General features: G+C 71.8%; 15 protein-coding genes. 4 read left to right on the forward strand and 11 right to left on the reverse strand.

Annotated features, from left to right (window positions below):
* Nucleotides 1-6: 6 nt before the first annotated feature.
* From ACFXI4_RS11745 to ACFXI4_RS11765, 5 genes are all read right to left on the reverse strand, one after another.
* The gene (locus tag ACFXI4_RS11745) at nucleotides 7-504 is read right to left on the reverse strand and encodes a Pycsar system effector family protein (protein WP_384989636.1); all 498 of its coding nucleotides are present in this window, start codon (nucleotides 502-504) and stop codon (nucleotides 7-9) included.
* The gene (locus tag ACFXI4_RS11750; RefSeq protein ID WP_384989637.1) at nucleotides 501-1589 is read right to left on the reverse strand and encodes a hypothetical protein; all 1089 of its coding nucleotides are present in this window, start codon (nucleotides 1587-1589) and stop codon (nucleotides 501-503) included. The genes ACFXI4_RS11745 and ACFXI4_RS11750 overlap by 4 nt, the downstream gene beginning before the upstream one ends.
* Nucleotides 1586-3793, reverse strand: a complete 2208-nt coding sequence (locus ACFXI4_RS11755; RefSeq protein WP_384989638.1) for a hypothetical protein — start codon at nucleotides 3791-3793, stop codon at nucleotides 1586-1588. The genes ACFXI4_RS11750 and ACFXI4_RS11755 overlap by 4 nt, the downstream gene beginning before the upstream one ends.
* Entirely contained in the window at nucleotides 3790-4572 is a 783-nt protein-coding gene (locus ACFXI4_RS11760) for a hypothetical protein (protein ID WP_384989640.1), read from the reverse strand. The genes ACFXI4_RS11755 and ACFXI4_RS11760 overlap by 4 nt, the downstream gene beginning before the upstream one ends.
* A gap of 111 nt (nucleotides 4573-4683) precedes the next feature.
* Nucleotides 4684-5382 (reverse strand): Crp/Fnr family transcriptional regulator, encoded by a 699-nt coding sequence (locus ACFXI4_RS11765; protein WP_384989641.1) that lies wholly within the window; start codon nucleotides 5380-5382, stop codon nucleotides 4684-4686.
* A 246-nt stretch (nucleotides 5383-5628) separates the two neighbouring features.
* On the opposite strand from ACFXI4_RS11765, the gene ACFXI4_RS11770 reads away from it, so the two are divergent.
* Nucleotides 5629-6150, forward strand: coding sequence for a DUF4396 domain-containing protein (locus ACFXI4_RS11770; protein ID WP_384989642.1), 522 nt, complete (start codon nucleotides 5629-5631; stop codon nucleotides 6148-6150).
* A 16-nt stretch (nucleotides 6151-6166) separates the two neighbouring features.
* On the opposite strand, the gene ACFXI4_RS11775 is transcribed toward ACFXI4_RS11770, so the two are convergent.
* Nucleotides 6167-6799, reverse strand: a complete 633-nt coding sequence (locus ACFXI4_RS11775; RefSeq protein ID WP_384989644.1) for a sulfite oxidase-like oxidoreductase — start codon at nucleotides 6797-6799, stop codon at nucleotides 6167-6169.
* Between the two features lie 198 nt (nucleotides 6800-6997).
* Between ACFXI4_RS11775 and bfr the strand changes: the two genes are divergently transcribed.
* A complete protein-coding gene (gene bfr, locus ACFXI4_RS11780; protein ID WP_384989646.1) occupies nucleotides 6998-7480 on the forward strand; it encodes a bacterioferritin in 483 nt (160 codons plus the stop codon).
* A 7-nt stretch (nucleotides 7481-7487) separates the two neighbouring features.
* Here the strand turns inward: bfr and ACFXI4_RS11785 are convergent, their stop codons facing one another.
* Together ACFXI4_RS11785 and ACFXI4_RS11790 are read right to left on the reverse strand one after the other, a co-directional pair.
* Nucleotides 7488-7721 (reverse strand): bacterioferritin-associated ferredoxin, encoded by a 234-nt coding sequence (locus ACFXI4_RS11785; RefSeq protein ID WP_384989647.1) that lies wholly within the window; start codon nucleotides 7719-7721, stop codon nucleotides 7488-7490.
* A gap of 160 nt (nucleotides 7722-7881) precedes the next feature.
* Nucleotides 7882-9234: a class II 3-deoxy-7-phosphoheptulonate synthase gene (locus ACFXI4_RS11790; protein ID WP_362724649.1), complete on the reverse strand. Its 1353-nt coding sequence runs from the start codon at nucleotides 9232-9234 to the stop codon at nucleotides 7882-7884.
* Nucleotides 9235-9340: 106 nt separating this feature from the next.
* On the opposite strand from ACFXI4_RS11790, the gene ACFXI4_RS11795 reads away from it, so the two are divergent.
* Both ACFXI4_RS11795 and ACFXI4_RS11800 read left to right on the forward strand, forming a co-directional pair.
* Complete coding sequence (locus ACFXI4_RS11795; RefSeq protein ID WP_111582571.1) at nucleotides 9341-9397, forward strand: trp operon leader peptide; 57 nt, start codon at nucleotides 9341-9343, stop codon at nucleotides 9395-9397.
* A gap of 116 nt (nucleotides 9398-9513) precedes the next feature.
* Nucleotides 9514-11409: an anthranilate synthase family protein gene (locus ACFXI4_RS11800; RefSeq protein WP_384989649.1), complete on the forward strand. Its 1896-nt coding sequence runs from the start codon at nucleotides 9514-9516 to the stop codon at nucleotides 11407-11409.
* Between the two features lie 70 nt (nucleotides 11410-11479).
* Here ACFXI4_RS11800 and ACFXI4_RS11805 read toward each other — a convergent pair whose 3' ends face one another.
* The 3 genes from ACFXI4_RS11805 to macS form a co-directional block, all read right to left on the reverse strand.
* On the reverse strand, nucleotides 11480-12508 hold the full coding sequence (locus ACFXI4_RS11805) for a 6-phosphofructokinase (RefSeq protein WP_384989650.1): 1029 nt from the start codon (nucleotides 12506-12508) through the stop codon (nucleotides 11480-11482).
* Between the two features lie 135 nt (nucleotides 12509-12643).
* A complete protein-coding gene (locus ACFXI4_RS11810; protein WP_384989797.1) occupies nucleotides 12644-13303 on the reverse strand; it encodes a response regulator in 660 nt (219 codons plus the stop codon).
* A gap of 11 nt (nucleotides 13304-13314) precedes the next feature.
* A complete protein-coding gene (macS, locus tag ACFXI4_RS11815) occupies nucleotides 13315-14529 on the reverse strand; it encodes a MacS family sensor histidine kinase (protein WP_384989651.1) in 1215 nt (404 codons plus the stop codon).
* Nucleotides 14530-14608: the final 79 nt, after the last annotated feature.

Below are 14608 nucleotides of genomic sequence, written 5' to 3' on the forward strand. Positions count from 1 at the left end.
CTCCGGTCAGCCGACCGCCAGCGGCGCCCCCGCCAGCAGCAGCCCCGCCCCGAGCAGTGCCATCGACCGGCGCAGCCAGCGGTACTTCGCCGAGAGGATGACACTGACGTCCTGGAACTGGGTGAGCAGCCAGCCCACCCGGTCCGCCCCGGCCTCAGCGGCGGCGCGGCGCAGCGCCTCCCGGTCGGTGACGGCGAGCCCGTCGGCGTAGAAGGTCGGGCCCGGTGCCGAACGGACCGTACGGGTACGGGGCACGATCACCGCGAGCAGCAGCAGGGTGCCCGCCGCCCACAGTGCCGCGCCCGCCGCGACGAACACCGCGGCGGGCCCGGAGACGCCGGCGGGCATCCCGCGCCCGAGGACCAGGGCGGGTACCGCCACGGCTCCGGACAGCAGGACGGACGCCTTCACGTCCGCCCTGCCCAGGTCCTCGCGCACGGTCAGCAGCAGCCGTTCGGCGACGTAGTGCGCGGCCGCGTCGGCGCCGGGACCGCCCGCTGTCATCGGCGCGCCTCGGGGCTGGAGTCGTCCTCCACCCCCGTGCCCTCTCCGGGGATGATGTCCATCGGCGGCACCGGCGGGACGGGCGGGATCGGCGGGGGCGCGTCGGCCGGGAGCAGCGGCGGGGCGGGCGGGACCGGCGGCATCGGCAGCGAGGTCGGGGCCTGGGGCAGGCCGTTGGGGAAGGCGCCGGTGGAGACCGTACGGCTGAAGTCGATGAGTGCCTGGACCTGGTCGTCGATCTGGTGGCGCTGCACCACGCCCTGGTTGATCAGGTTGGTCAGGTAGTCCAGGGCGCCCTGGCGCTGTTCGCGGGCCTGCTGCTGGAGCACGCCGAGGATCTCGTGCGCCCGGCTCGGGTCCGAGGCGAGCATGTGGGCGTACTGGACGGTCTCACCGGCCGTGATCAGCTTCTGCGCGTCGTCCATGTTGGCGGCGATCCGCGCCTTGTTGACGTTGTCGATGGCCTCCTGGACCACGCCGCCCTTCTCCACCGCTACCATCTGGGCCTGGTGGTCGGCGGCCGCCTGGCCGAGGTCGATCCGTACGAACACCTGGGTGGCGAGGCCGAGATCGGCCCCGAAGTCGCTCCACCGGCCGCTGGCCAGCTCGTCCTGGATCGCCTCGTCGACCTGCTGGGCGGAGTCCAGGCTGTGCCGGCGGCTGAGGCCGCGCAGCCGGGCCTCCAACGAGGGACGCAGCATCCGCTCCACGTCGACCACCCGCTTCTCGGCGGCCAGGTAGAAGTCGTGCACCTCCCAGTTGACGTCCGCGCCCGCCCGGAACCGGGAGCGGTCGCCGTAGGTGGGCAGCTCCAGCTGGAAGGAGACCTGGTGCTGGCCGCGGGCGATCCAGCACACCGAGGTGGGCTTGCCCATCAGCGGCTTGTTGTAGTGCTCGGCGCCGCGGACGGTGATGACGCTGTGCCCGCCGTTCTTGTAGTAGAGCACCGAGGCGACCTGGCTGTTGCGGTGCCGGTAGGTGGTCTGCGGGGCGAACTCGCGGACGAAGGGCCCTCTGAGGTCGTGCGGAAGGACGAACTCCTCGTCCTGGGGCGGCCACGGCTGCCCCCACTGGTTGTGGCTCATGGTGTACTCGCTCCCTGGACCGCGCCCCACAGGCGGCGGACCTGCTGGTCGTTCAGTGGTTGGTCGGGGTCTTCGGTCAGTTCCTTGATCAGGCCGAGCAGCCGGTTGCGGTCGTCGTGGGTGTGCACGAGAAGCGGCAGGAACCGCTCCATGCGGTCTGCCCAGGGCTGGTCGGAGGAGTCGCGCAGCCAGTCGGAGACGGTCTCGATCGCCGCCTCGTACGACCGTGGGGTCTGCAGCGCGGTCCACAGGAGTCCGGCGAGTTCGGCGGCGAAGGCGGGCCGGACGTCGGCCAGGGCCAGCATCAGCGGCCAGTCGCCGTAACCCTCCAGGTCCTCGTGCTGGTTCCAGAGGTCGACGACGCGGATGCCAGCGAGGTAGACCGTGCTCTGCAGGCCGAGGTCCTGCTGGGGCCGGCGTTCGTCGGAGAGCCAGACGCGGATCCGGCGCAGGGTCGGGGCCTCGGGGTGGGCGCCGGCGAAGTGGGCGACCTGGACGGCCGCGGCGGCCCGCAGGGTGCCCTCGTCCCACACGCCGATCCCGCCGAGCAGGTCTAGCGACTCGCGGACGGTGTCCGTGGCCCGGCCCCGGCCGAGCACGGCCCCGGCGGTCCAGCGCAGTTGCTCGTCGCCGTACCGGGCCCAGGAGGCGGCCAGCGCGCGGACGGCGGTGCCGACCTCCGGCGAGCGCGCGGCGACGTCGAGCACGGTCGCGGCGAACAGCCGGCGGCCGGCCCGCTCGGACCGGGCCATGGGCTGGACCAGTTCGTGCACGGTGTGCGAGAGGTCCAGGCGGCACAGCTGTCCGGCGGCGACGGCGGCCCGTACCCAGACCTGCGGCCGGGTGTCCTCGCAGAGTCCGGCCAGCCAGCGCAGCACGGGTCCGCGCGCGTTGTGCCGGTGCTGCCAGAGATGGCCGAGGACGGCCGGGGCGAGGGCCTCGCCGCCGAACCGCACGGTGCGGACCGGCACTTCCTCGGTGCCGACCTCCTCGGTGCCGAGTGCGGCCACCGCACGGGCGGAGACCAGCCGGGCGTCGACGCCGTCGCTGAACAGGGGCCGGCCGGGGGTGGCCTCGGGGTCGACGGTGACGGAAAGTTCCCAGGCGAGCACCTCGGCGGCCTCGGCGACGGCGCTCAGGGAGGCTCCCTCCAGTACGGCCACGGCGATCCGGTAGGCCGCGTCCCGCAGCCGCTCGGGGGTCTCGGAGCGGATCCCGCCGGCGAACCATTCGGCGGCCTGGCTCTCGGCGAACCTCCGGCACTCGGCGAGGAGCCCGTCGTGGGTGAGTTCGTCCCTGGTGTGCCGGGCGAGGAGCCGCGCGAAGCGGGCCGCCTCCGCCGGCCGCAACTCGTCGAGTCCGCGCGCCTCCAGGACGTCCGGGTCGAGGGCGGTCGCCCGGGCCCGCTCGTACAACTCGGGTCCCGAAGCCTCCAGTTCGAGGCCGAGATGCCCTTCGAGTACGGCGGTCTGGGCGGCCGGGGCGTGCGCACGGTAGTAACGGCCGCCGTGGGACTGGACGTCACCGGGTTCGGGGGTGGCCAGCAGGACCGCGTACGCCTGCTTCCTGCCGAGCAGTTCGCAGAGCCGGTCGAGGCCGGTCTCGTCCGGCAGTCCGCCGGTGCTGGGTTCCAGGGCGTAGCCGTGGCCGCCGTGGATCTGGTCGTCGTCCAGCCGGTCCAGGTCGGTGCGCGGGTCGAGGCGGGAGACCTGGCCCCGGGTGAGGTCGTCGAGCAGGGACAGGGCGGTGTAGGCGCGGCCGGTGCCGGGCTGGCCGTACAGCACCAGGAGGCGGCCGCCGCGCAGTTGCTCGCGGTAGTCGCCGTAGTCCTCCGGTTCCTGGAAGACCCGGCGCAGTCGGCGCAGTTCGTCCTCCGGGAGCGGACCGGCGAGCAGGCGTTCGGCGGTCTGCGTCTGCCGAGCGTAGAAGTTCATGGTGCCGACGGAACCTGAGCTGATCAGGGTGCCGGATCCGTGCTGGTTCACGGCGGAGCGGTAGATCCGGGAGGCGGCGGCCGCGGCGCCGGGCAGCGCCTCATCGCCGAGCGGATTGGCGCCGGAGCCGCCGATGACGTCGGACTTCTCCGCCTCGGAAGCGCCGCCGGAGTCGGCGCCTGACGGCCTGTCCGGCTCGGCCTTCGGCTGCGGCTGCGGCTGCTGCGGTTTCGGGCCGGCCTGGGGCGGCGGGGGGTTCTGTGCGTTCACCGGTCACCGCCGTCGGAGAAGTTGATGGTGTCGATGGTGCCGCCGACGACGATCCGGCCGGTGCCGTGCTGGTTGATGTTCTGGACGACGCCGCTTCCGGCGTCCTTGGGTGCCGGGGTCCGGGGCGGGTCGCCCCGCGGCGGCCCCTGCCGGCCGTCCGGCCCGTCGGCCGCGTCCGGTCCCCGCTCCTCGGGCGGCTCAGGCGGCTGGGACCGTCCGGGGACCATGAACCAGGCGGTGGTACGGCCCTCCTTGAGCTCCACGTCGTGCCGCCGGTAGTGCTCGGGATCCACCCAGCGCCCGCCGGGCACGATGAAGTCCTCGTGCACCCGGTCGGAGGCCGCCACCACCAGGGGTGCGCCGTCCGCGGCCTTGAGGATCGCCTTCGCCACACCGCAGTCGGCCAGCCGGCAGGCGAGGTCGACGGCGCGTCCGGAGCGGCCGTGCAGGTCGGCCGTGACCCGGCCGATGTGCAGGCCCACGCGCAGCCGCAGCGGTTTCCTGAGGTGCCGGTTGCTCTCCCGCAGGTTCTGGTGGAGGTGCTCCACCCATTCCCCGAGGACCCGGACGGGCGGTACGTCGGGTGCCAGTACGCCGAGGATGCCGTCGCCGCGGTCCTCCTGGTAGAGGCGCGGCGGGCGGATGCCGGCCTGTTCGAAGGCGGTGCCCGTGACGTCGTAGAGTCTGCGCCGCATGTCGGGTTTCTCGGTGTCGGACAGCAGGCCCGAGCCCTGTGCGTCCACATTGACGATGAAGCCGTAGGCGGCTTCGCCCTCCATCGTTTTCTCCTCCCTGCCGTCCCGCCGGGGCACCGGCGCCTCCGGTGCGATGCTCGCGGAGCCGGCCGGTCACCGCTGTAGCCGTTTACACAGCGCGGGACTCGGTGGTTGTCAGGTCTCCGTGCCGTGTGGTTGTCCGGCGGCGAGCAGGCGGAGCGGGTCCAGGTCGGCGACGGCCAGGGTGCCGGGGCCGGTACGGACCAGGCCCTGTTCGCGTAACAGGCGCAGGGCCTTGGCGACGGCCTCACGGGTGGAACCCACGGAGGCGGCCAGTTCGTGCTGGGCCAGGGGAAGCCGGATGGTCACGGCCTCGTTCTCCAGCCGGCCGGTGCGGTCGGCGAGTTCGACGAGGCGCTCGGCGAGCCGCTGCAGCACGGTCATCGAGGCCAGGGCCCGGCGTTCGTGGTCCGCGCTGCGCAGCCGCTCGGTGAGCTGGATGGTCATCAGCGCGTTGGCCCGCGGCCGGGCGGCCAGGAACCGCCGTAACCGCTCGCCGGGTATGACCAGGCCGGTGACCGGGCCCAGGGTGCTCACCGAGGCGCTGCGCGGACGGCCGTCCAGCGCCGCCATGTCGCCGACGACCTCGCCGGCCCGTCTGAGCGCCAGGATCAGCCGGCCGCCGCGTTCGGTGGGTGTCCACACCGTGCACCAGCCGCTGAGCAGGACCACCGCGAACGTGGTCCGGTCGCCTTCCGCGACGACCGTGTCGTACGGCGGGTACTCGTGCCGGGTGCCGAGTCCGGCCAGTGCCTCCCGGTCCCCCGGACCGAGCCCGCCCATGAAGGTATGCCGCTCTCCGAACAGCCCCACCGTCGTCCCCCGACCGCTCGCCCCCCGAACCGGATCACAAGCGGAACCCCAAGGCCCCCTTGGATCCGTGTTTGCCCGGTGTGTCTCCCGCCAGGCAAGGATCTCAGCGTAGCGCTCTGGGCACGGAATGTGCCGTCCGTTACCGGAACGAGCCCGAACCCTTCACGGGAATACCCCAGGGGGGTATATATGTTCAGGCCTCGAGAGGACTCACGAGGGATCCGCACCTGACACCGGGGATCAGCCATGGACCACGACCGCACCCTTCACGACCACACCCTTCACGAGCACGACGAAGCGCATGGCGCGCACGGCACGCACGGTCCCGCCGGCGCCTCCTGGGCGGCGGCCGTCCAGGCGACCCTGCACTGCCTCACCGGCTGCGCCGTCGGCGAGGTGCTGGGCATGGTGATCGGCACGGCCTTCGGCTGGGGGAATCTGCCGACCACCCTGCTGGCGATCGTGCTGGCGTTCTTCTTCGGCTACTCACTCACCATGCGCGGGGTGCTGAGGGCGGGCGTCGACCTGCGCACCGCGCTGCGGGTGGCGCTGGCCGCGGACACCCTGTCGATCGCCGTGATGGAGCTGATCGACAACGGCACGATCCTGGTCTGGCCGGCCGCGATGGACGCCCAGCTGGCCGACGCGCTGTTCTGGGTCTCGCTGACCGTGTCCCTGGTGATCGCGTTCGTCGTGACGACCCCGGTCAACAAGTGGACGATCGGCCGGGGCAGGGGACACGCGGTGGTGCACCGGTACCACCACTGACATCGCCGCCAGGACCTCAGATCTCCGGACCGTCCCCCGGCCCCTCCTGGTAGGAGTAGCGCTGCTCCTTCCAGGGGTCGCCGAGGTTGTGGTAGCCGCGCTCCTCCCAGAAGCCGCGGCGGTCGGCGGTCATGTACTCGATGCCGCGGACCCACTTGGGGCCCTTCCAGGCGTACAGCTGGGGGACGACCAGGCGCACCGGGAAGCCGTGCTCGGCGGTGAGGAGTTCGCCGTCCTTGTGGGTGGCGAAGACCGTGCGGTCACCGGCGAAGTCCGCGAGGCGCAGGTTGGAGCTGAAGCCGTACTCCGCCCACACCATCACATGGGTGACGTCGGGAGCGGGCGGAGCGAGTTCCAGGACGGTCCGCGCCGGGATCCCGCCCCACTCGGCGCCCAGCATGCTGAACTTCGTCACGCAGTGCAGATCGGCGACCACGGTGGCGTACGGCAGCGCCGTGAACTGCTCGTGGTTCCAGGTGTACGGGCCCGCGTCGGCGGTGGCGCCGAAAACCCTGAACTCCCAGCGCTCGGGACGGAACTTGGGCACCGGCCCGTAGTGGGTGACCGGCCAGCCGCGCTGGAGTCGCTGTCCCGGCGGAAGCCCGGCCCCCGCGGCTTCTCTCGACGCGCGTTCCACCGGATGACCCATGCCTTCCATCCTGACAGACCGGGAGCGGTGCATCCGACCAGGTAGAACCCTCACAGATCATCAAATGGGTCAACTGGCGCAGAACCTGGACTTACTCGCTAAGTCATCACTTACTGGACGATCTTCTGTGCCGGTGCAATCATGCGCCGCAAACACCCAGCGCGTCCCCACGCACCCCACGCGGAAGGAGCCTCTGCGATGCAGGGCGACCCCGAGGTCATCGAATTCCTCAACGAGCAGCTCACGGGTGAGCTCACCGCGATCAACCAGTACTTCCTGCACGCGAAGATGCAGGAGAACTTCGGCTGGTACAAGCTCGCGAAGTACACCCGGCACGAGTCGTTCGACGAGATGAAGCACGCCGAGGTGCTCACCGACCGGATCCTGTTCCTGGAGGGGCTGCCCAACTACCAGCGGCTCTTCCACGTGCGGGTGGGACAGACCGTCAAGGAGATGTTCGAGGCGGACAAGCAGGTCGAGGTGGAGGCGATCGACCGCCTCAAGCGCGGGATCAAGGTGATGCGCGAGAAGGGCGACATCACGTCCGCGAACATCTTCGAGTCCATCCTGGAGGACGAGGAGCACCACATCGACTACCTCGACACCCAGCTGGACCTGGTGGAGAAGCTCGGCGAGGCGCTCTACATCGCGCAGGTCATCAACCAGCCCGAGAGCAGCTGAGCCGGAACTAGGCCGCCTCGTCCAGCGGGTCGACCTCGGCGAGCACCGGGCGGCCCTGGTCGGCCAGCTCGCGGCGGGGGCAGGCGCCCCGGCCGAGGATGGCCTGGATCCGGCGGACGCACGAACCGCAGTCCGTCCCCGCCTTGCAGGCGGACGCTATCTGGCGGGGGGTGCAGACCCCGTCCTCCGCATGCCGCTTGACCTGCGCCTCGGTCACTCCGAAACAGCTGCAGACGTACACGCGGATTCACCTCCCGCCGGGATCGATCAGTGATGCCGTCCCGAATGGTCGGTGAGGCAAACCTAACCTTACCCGTCACCCGCGGAGTGGAAAAGTGCGGTGGGGCGCGGATCGTATGTGATCCGCGCCCCACATCAGCACGTCGCGACGGGCGGAGCCGTCACTGGTCCCGGTACATCTCCGCGACCAGGAACGCCAGGTCCAGGGACTGGCTGCGGTTCAGCCGCGGGTCGCAGGCCGTCTCGTAGCGCTGGTGCAGGTCGTCGACGAAGATCTCGTCGCCGCCGCCCACGCACTCGGTGACGTCGTCGCCGGTGAGCTCGACATGGATGCCACCCGGATGGGTGCCGAGCGCCTTGTGGACCTCGAAGAAGCCCTTGACCTCGTCGAGCACGTCGTCGAAGCGGCGGGTCTTGTGGCCCGAGGCCGCCTCGAAGGTGTTGCCGTGCATCGGATCGGTCACCCAGGCCACGGTGGCGCCCGAGGCGGTGACCTTCTCGACCAGCTCGGGGAGCTTGTCGCGGACCTTGTCGGCGCCCATCCGGACGACGAAGGTCAGCCGGCCCGGCTCGCGGTCCGGGTCGAGGCGGTCGATGTACCTCAGCGCGTCCTCGGCCGTGGTCGTCGGGCCGAGCTTGAGGCCGATCGGGTTGCGGATCCTCGCGGCGAACTCGATGTGCGCCCCGTCCAGCTGCCGGGTGCGCTCACCGATCCACACCATGTGCGCCGAGACGTCGTACAGCTTGCCGGTGCGGGAGTCGACCCTGGTCAGGGCGGACTCGTAGTCCAGCAGCAGCGCCTCGTGCGAGGAGAAGAACTCGACCGTCTTGAACTCCTCGGGCTCCGCGCCGCAGGCCCGCATGAAGTTCAGCGCGTTGTCGATCTCGCGGGCGAGCTGCTCGTAGCGCTGGCCCGACGGGGAGGACTTCACGAAGTCCTGGTTCCAGGCGTGCACCTGGCGCAGGTCCGCGTAACCGCCGGTGGTGAAGGCACGCACCAGGTTCAGCGTGGAGGCGGACGCGTTGTACATCCGCTTCAGCCGCTCGGGGTCCGGGACGCGGGAGGCCTCGTCGAAGGCGAAACCGTTGACCGAGTCGCCCCGGTAGGTCGGCAGCGTCACCCCGTCCCGGGTCTCGGTCGGCTTGGAGCGCGGCTTGGAGTACTGGCCGGCGATCCGGCCCACCTTCACCACGGGCACCGACGCGGCGTACGTCAGCACGGCGCCCATCTGGAGCAGGGTCTTGAGCTTGCTGCGGATCTGGTCGGCCGAGACCGCGTCGAAGGCCTCGGCGCAGTCGCCGCCCTGGAGGAGGAACGCCTCTCCCTCGGCGACGGCCGCCATCCGGGCGCGCAGCTGGTCGCACTCGCCCGCGAAGACGAGCGGCGGATACGACTCCAGCTCCGCGACGACTGTGCGCAGAGCCTCGGGGTCGGGGTACTCGGGCTGCTGCGCCGCGGGCAGGTCTCGCCAGGTGTTGCCAGCGCTCGCGCTGGTCTTAGCGTTCACGGTCACCCCCCAAACATTACGGGGTCGTGTCGCCTGATTTTTCCCTGGCTCGACTGGTGAGACGGAGTGATTGCCCTGTGGACGGAGGGTGGGGTGGGGTAGGGTTTTGGACATGTTCGCGCTTTCGAACCAGAACTGGTGGTGGACCGCTTCTCCGGCGGCCCACTGACTGCGCGTACGCAAGACTTCGCGAAGGCCGCCCGAGGGGCGGCCTTCGGCGTTTCCGGGGCCGCTCCTCTCTCACTCCCACTCCCACTCCCACCTGCAAGGGATCGCAGAGGACCCATGGACCTGACCCAGCTGCTCCACGACGACCGCCCGTTCGCCCTGCTCCGGCGCCGTCCCCCCGGCCACGACGAGAGCACGGTGGAGGTGCTGCTCGGCCCGGTCACCGCCCGCGACCGGCTGGCGGACCTGCCCGAGGAGGGGCTCGCCCTGATCCCCTTCCGCCAGATCCACGAGCGCGGCTTCGACGTCCGCGACGACGGCACGCCCCTGCTGGTCCTCACCCCCGAGGAGACCCACACCCTGCCGCTGGCGGACGCCCTGGCCCAGCTGCCCGCGCACGCGGTGCGGGTCGAGGACGGGGGCTTCGACGTCGACGACGAGGAGTACGCGGAGATCGTCGGCCGGGTGCTGCGCGAGGAGATCGGCCGCGGCGAGGGCGCCAACTTCGTGATCCGGCGGACGTACCGGGGACGGATCGCGGGCTTCGGCCGGCCCGACGCGCTCGCGCTGTTCAGGCGGCTCCTGGAGGGCGAGCGGGGCGCGTACTGGACGTTCGTGGTGCACACCGGGGAACGGACCCTGGTCGGCGCCAGTCCCGAGGTGCACGTCCGGATGTCCGGCGGCACCGTGGTCATGAACCCGATCAGCGGGACGTACCGCTATCCGGCCGAGGGCCCCACCCCGGAGCACCTGCTCGGCTTCCTCGCCGACGGCAAGGAGATCGAGGAGCTGTCGATGGTCGTCGACGAGGAGCTCAAGATGATGTGCACGGTGGGCGACATGGGGGGCGTGGTGGTCGGGCCCCGGCTCAAGGAGATGGCCCACCTCGCGCACACCGAGTACGAGCTGCGCGGCCGGTCCTCGCTGGACGTGCGGGAGGTGCTGAAGGAGACCATGTTCGCGGCGACCGTCACGGGCTCGCCGGTGCAGAACGCCTGCCGGGTGATCGAACGCCACGAGCCGCTCGGGCCGGACGGGGTAGGGCGCGGCTACTACGCGGGGGCACTGGCCCTGCTGGGCCGGGACTCCGGAGGCGCCCAGACGCTGGACTCCCCCATCCTGATCCGCACGGCGGACATCGGCGCCGACGGCGGACTGCGCGTCCCGGTCGGCGCCACCCTGGTGCGCGGCTCTGACCCGGCGGGCGAGGTCGCGGAGACGCACGCGAAGGCGGCGGGCGTCCTGGCGGCCCTCGGGGTACGGCCGGCCCGGCCGCGTGCCGAGGGGACCCGGTCCCGGCTCGCCGACGACCCCCGCGTGCGGGCCGCACTGGACGGGCGGCGGGCCGCGCTGGCGCCGTTCTGGCTGCGGATGCAGGAGCGGACCGGGGAACTGTCCGGGCACGCGCTGGTGGTGGACGGCGAGGACACGTTCACGGCGATGCTCGCGCACGTGCTGCGGGCCGCCGGGCTCGACGTGACCGTCCGCCGCTACGACGAGCCGGGGCTGCGGGGGGCGGTACTCGCCCACGAGGGGCCGGTGGTGCTCGGCCCGGGGCCCGGTGACCCGTCCGACCTGGACGATCCGAAGATGCGGTTCCTGCGGGAGCTCGCGGCGACCGTGCTGCGTGAGCACCGGCACGGGGTGCTGGGCGTCTGTCTGGGGCACGAGCTGATCGCGGCCGAGCTGGGCCTGGACATCGTCCGCAAGGAGGTGCCGTACCAGGGGGCGCAGACGACCGTGGACCTGTTCGGGCGGCCGGAGACGGTCGGCTTCTACAACAGCTTCGTGGCCCGCTGCGACGAGGACGCGGCACGGGAGCTGGCGGCGCACGGCGTGGAGGTGAGCCGGGCGGCCAACGACGAGGTGCACGCCGTGCGGGGGCCGGGGTTCGCCGGGGTGCAGTTCCACCCGGAGTCGGTGCTCTCCCTGAACGGCGCCGCCGTCGTGCGGGAGCTGATCGGTCAGGTGCGCGGCGCCGGCACGTTCCCCGAAGGGCGGCCGGCCCGCTAGTCCGGGACGCCGTTCCGGGCGGGTCCGGCCCTTTCGGGGCGCGGACCCGCCCGGACGCGGTCTCCCGGAATCAGCCGAAGAACACCCCGGCCTCTTCGTACAGCTTCGGGTCGACGGTCTTCAGCCTTGCCGTGGCCTCCGCGATCGGCACCCGCACGATGTCGGTGCCGCGCAGCGCGACCATCTTGCCGAAGTCCCCGTCGCGCACCGCGTCGATGGCGTGCAGACCGAAGCGGGTGGCCAGCCAGCGGTCGAAGGCGCTGGGCGTGCCGCCGCGCTGGATGTGCCCGAGGACGGTGGTGCGGGCCTCCTTGCCGGTGCGCTTCTCGATCTGCTTGGCCAGCCACTCGCCGACCCCGGAGAGCCGGACGTGGCCGAAGGAGTCCAGCGACTCGTCCTTGAGCACCATGTCGCCGTCCTTGGGCATGGCGCCCTCGGCGACGACCACGATCGGGGCGTACGAGGCCTTGAAGCGGGAGGTGATCCAGGCGCACACCTGGTCGACGTCGAAGCGCTGTTCGGGGATGAGGATGACGTTGGCGCCGCCGGCCAGCCCGGAGTGCAGGGCGATCCAGCCGGCGTGCCGGCCCATCACCTCGCAGACCAGGACCCGCATGTGCGACTCGGCGGTGGTGTGCAGCCGGTCGATGGCCTCGGTGGCGATGCCGACCGCGGTGTCGAAGCCGAAGGTGTAGTCGGTGGCGGACAGGTCGTTGTCGATGGTCTTCGGTACGCCGACGACGGGCACGCCGTACTCGTCGGTGAGCCGGGCTGCCACGCCCAGGGTGTCCTCGCCGCCGATCGCGACGAGCGCCTCGACCTCCTGCTTGGCGAGGTTGTCCTTGATGCGCCGGATGCCGTCCTCCTGCTTCAGCGGGTTGGTCCGCGAGGAGCCGAGGATGGTGCCGCCGCGGGGCAGGATGCCGCGCACGGCGGGGATGTCGAGACGGATGGTGTCGCCTTCGAGGGGTCCGCGCCAGCCGTCCCGGAAGCCGACGAAGTCATAGCCGTACTCCTGCACGCCCTTGCGGACGATGCCCCGGATGACGGCGTTGAGCCCGGGGCAGTCGCCGCCTCCGGTCAGTACTCCGACCCGCATGGAAATGTCCCTTCGCCGCGGTTGCCTGGTCGGAATCACGCTAATGGTGATACAGCTCACACAGGGATGGGCGCGGAAGGGCAATTCCGGTGAATTGTCGGGCGGTTGGTTTACGTCCCGGCCGCGAAGATCAGATCAGCGGCCTTCCGGACCGTCGTCGAGACCCCGCTCTATGGCGTACCGGACCAGCTCCACCCTGTTGTGCAACTGGAGCTTGCCGAGGGTGTTCTGGACGTGGTTCTGGACCGTGCGGTGCGAGATGACCAGGCGTTCGGCGATCTGCTTGTAGCTCAGGCCCTTGGCGACCAGTCGCAGCACCTCGGTCTCGCGGTCGGTCAGCCGGGGCGCGTCGGGGCCGCCGGCGCCCGCGGCCGGCGCCGGCTCGGAGGCCAGCCGGCGGTACTCACCGAGCACCAGACCGGCGAGGCCCGGCGTGAACACCGGGTCGCCGACGGCGGTACGGCGGACCGCGTCCAGCAGTTCCTCCGTCGAGGCCGACTTCAGGAGGTAGCCGGTCGCGCCGGACTTCACCGCCTCCAGGACGTCGGCGTGCTCACCGCTCGCCGAGAGCACCAGCACGCGCAACGCCGGGTTGTGGCCGACGAGTTCCTTGCAGACCTGGACGCCTGGCTTGGCGGGCAGGTTGAGGTCCAGGACGAGCACGTCGGGTGCGGCCGCCTTGGCCCGGCGCACCGCCTGCTCGCCGTCCCCCGCGGTGGCGACCACCTCGAGACCGGACTCCGCCAGATCCCGGGCGACCGCGTCGCGCCACATGGGGTGGTCGTCGACCACCATGACCCTGATGCTCATCGCCGCTCCGCCTTCCCCAGGGAGTCCTTCGGTACTTTCAGCTCGACTTCCGTGCCCTGCCCGGGAACCGAGAACAGCTCGGCACCGCCGCCGAGGTCGCGCAGCCGTCCGCGGATCGACTGGGCCACACCGAGCCGCCCCTCCCCCTCGGCCTGGGCGAGCCGCCCCTCCGGGATGCCGGGGCCGTCGTCCCGTACGGTCACCACGATCTCGTCGGGCTCGTCCTCGACCAGGATCCAGGCCCGCGCCCGGTCGCCCGCGTGCGCGCGCACATTGTCCAGCGCGGCACCGACGGCGGCCGCCAGCTCGCGGGCGGCACCCGCCGGCAGCTCCACCGGCGCACCGGGCTCGGCCAGACTCACCAGGGCCCCGGCGTAGGGCGCGAGCAGCGCGCGCAGGTCGACGGACCCGGTGGCGTCCGGCTCCTCCACGAGGCGCACGACCGCGCCCTCGGCCTCGTCCTCCGAGACCCGCGAGAGCGGCACCAGACCGCCGGAGACCAGGGTGCGCAGCGCCACCTCCTGTTCCCCCGCCATCCGTCCCAGTTCGGCCGCCTCGCCGCCGAGGACCGTGCCGCGCCGCTGCACCATGGCCAGCACCTGGAGCACGCCGTCGTGGATGTCCCGGGCGAGCCGCTCCCGCTCCCGGGTGGCCGCCTCGATCTCCAGGGCGCGGGCCAGGGTGCGCTCGGAGGCGCGGGCCACCTCGACGACGTACCCGATGGCGATGGACGCGACCCAGACCAGGATCACGTTGTGGACGGTGTCGCGCGCCGGGTGGCCGCGTTCGACCAGGTTGGCGGCGGCGACCGGCGTGGAGGCGAACGCGGCCCAGCGCCAGCCGCCCTTGAGGGCGTAGGCGAGCACCGAGCCCGCGGTCCAGATCGACGGCAGGGTCGAGCCACCGCGGTCGATGTGGACCTGGGTGACCACCCAGGGGGTGAGCACGATGCCGGTGAGCGCGATCACCAGGTCGACGGCGAGGAAGCGCTTGGTGCAGGCGGCCGCGTTCTGGACGCGCGGCAGGGTGGCCAGCGTCCAGCCGGCCAGCACGGCGTAGTAGGCGATCGCGACACCCGGACGGTCGTACTCGTCATAGGCGGACGCGAACAGGCCCGTCGCGTACAGCAGGGTCAGCACGCGGTAGCCGGTGAGGGCACGCCACAGGGGCTGCTCGACCGACATCCGTATGACGCGTTCCCGCTTGGTCATCTCCCCCAGTCCCCCCAGTCCCCCCAGTCCCGCAGTCCCGCAGTCCCGCAGTCCCGCAGTCCACCCAGCCCCCGCTGGT

It is taken from the genome of Streptomyces sp. NPDC059224, assembly GCF_042754285.1.
In the GTDB taxonomy this organism is placed as follows: domain Bacteria; phylum Actinomycetota; class Actinomycetes; order Streptomycetales; family Streptomycetaceae; genus Streptomyces.

Excerpts from the sequence above, each read along its gene's own strand:
- ACFXI4_RS11745 (WP_384989636.1), bottom strand. The coding sequence starts at position 504 with ATGACAGCGGGCGGTCCCGGCGCCGACGCGGCCGCGCACTACGTCGCC.
- ACFXI4_RS11750 (WP_384989637.1), bottom strand. The coding sequence starts at position 1,589 with ATGAGCCACAACCAGTGGGGGCAGCCGTGGCCGCCCCAGGACGAGGAG.
- ACFXI4_RS11760 (WP_384989640.1), bottom strand. The coding sequence starts at position 4,572 with ATGGAGGGCGAAGCCGCCTACGGCTTCATCGTCAATGTGGACGCACAG.
- ACFXI4_RS11770 (WP_384989642.1), top strand. The coding sequence starts at position 5,629 with ATGGACCACGACCGCACCCTTCACGACCACACCCTTCACGAGCACGAC.
- ACFXI4_RS11775 (WP_384989644.1), bottom strand. The coding sequence starts at position 6,799 with ATGGGTCATCCGGTGGAACGCGCGTCGAGAGAAGCCGCGGGGGCCGGG.
- bfr (WP_384989646.1), top strand. The coding sequence starts at position 6,998 with ATGCAGGGCGACCCCGAGGTCATCGAATTCCTCAACGAGCAGCTCACG.
- ACFXI4_RS11800 (WP_384989649.1), top strand. The coding sequence starts at position 9,514 with ATGGACCTGACCCAGCTGCTCCACGACGACCGCCCGTTCGCCCTGCTC.
- ACFXI4_RS11805 (WP_384989650.1), bottom strand. The coding sequence starts at position 12,508 with ATGCGGGTCGGAGTACTGACCGGAGGCGGCGACTGCCCCGGGCTCAAC.
- ACFXI4_RS11810 (WP_384989797.1), bottom strand. The coding sequence starts at position 13,303 with ATGGTGGTCGACGACCACCCCATGTGGCGCGACGCGGTCGCCCGGGAT.
- macS (WP_384989651.1), bottom strand. The coding sequence starts at position 14,529 with ATGACCAAGCGGGAACGCGTCATACGGATGTCGGTCGAGCAGCCCCTG.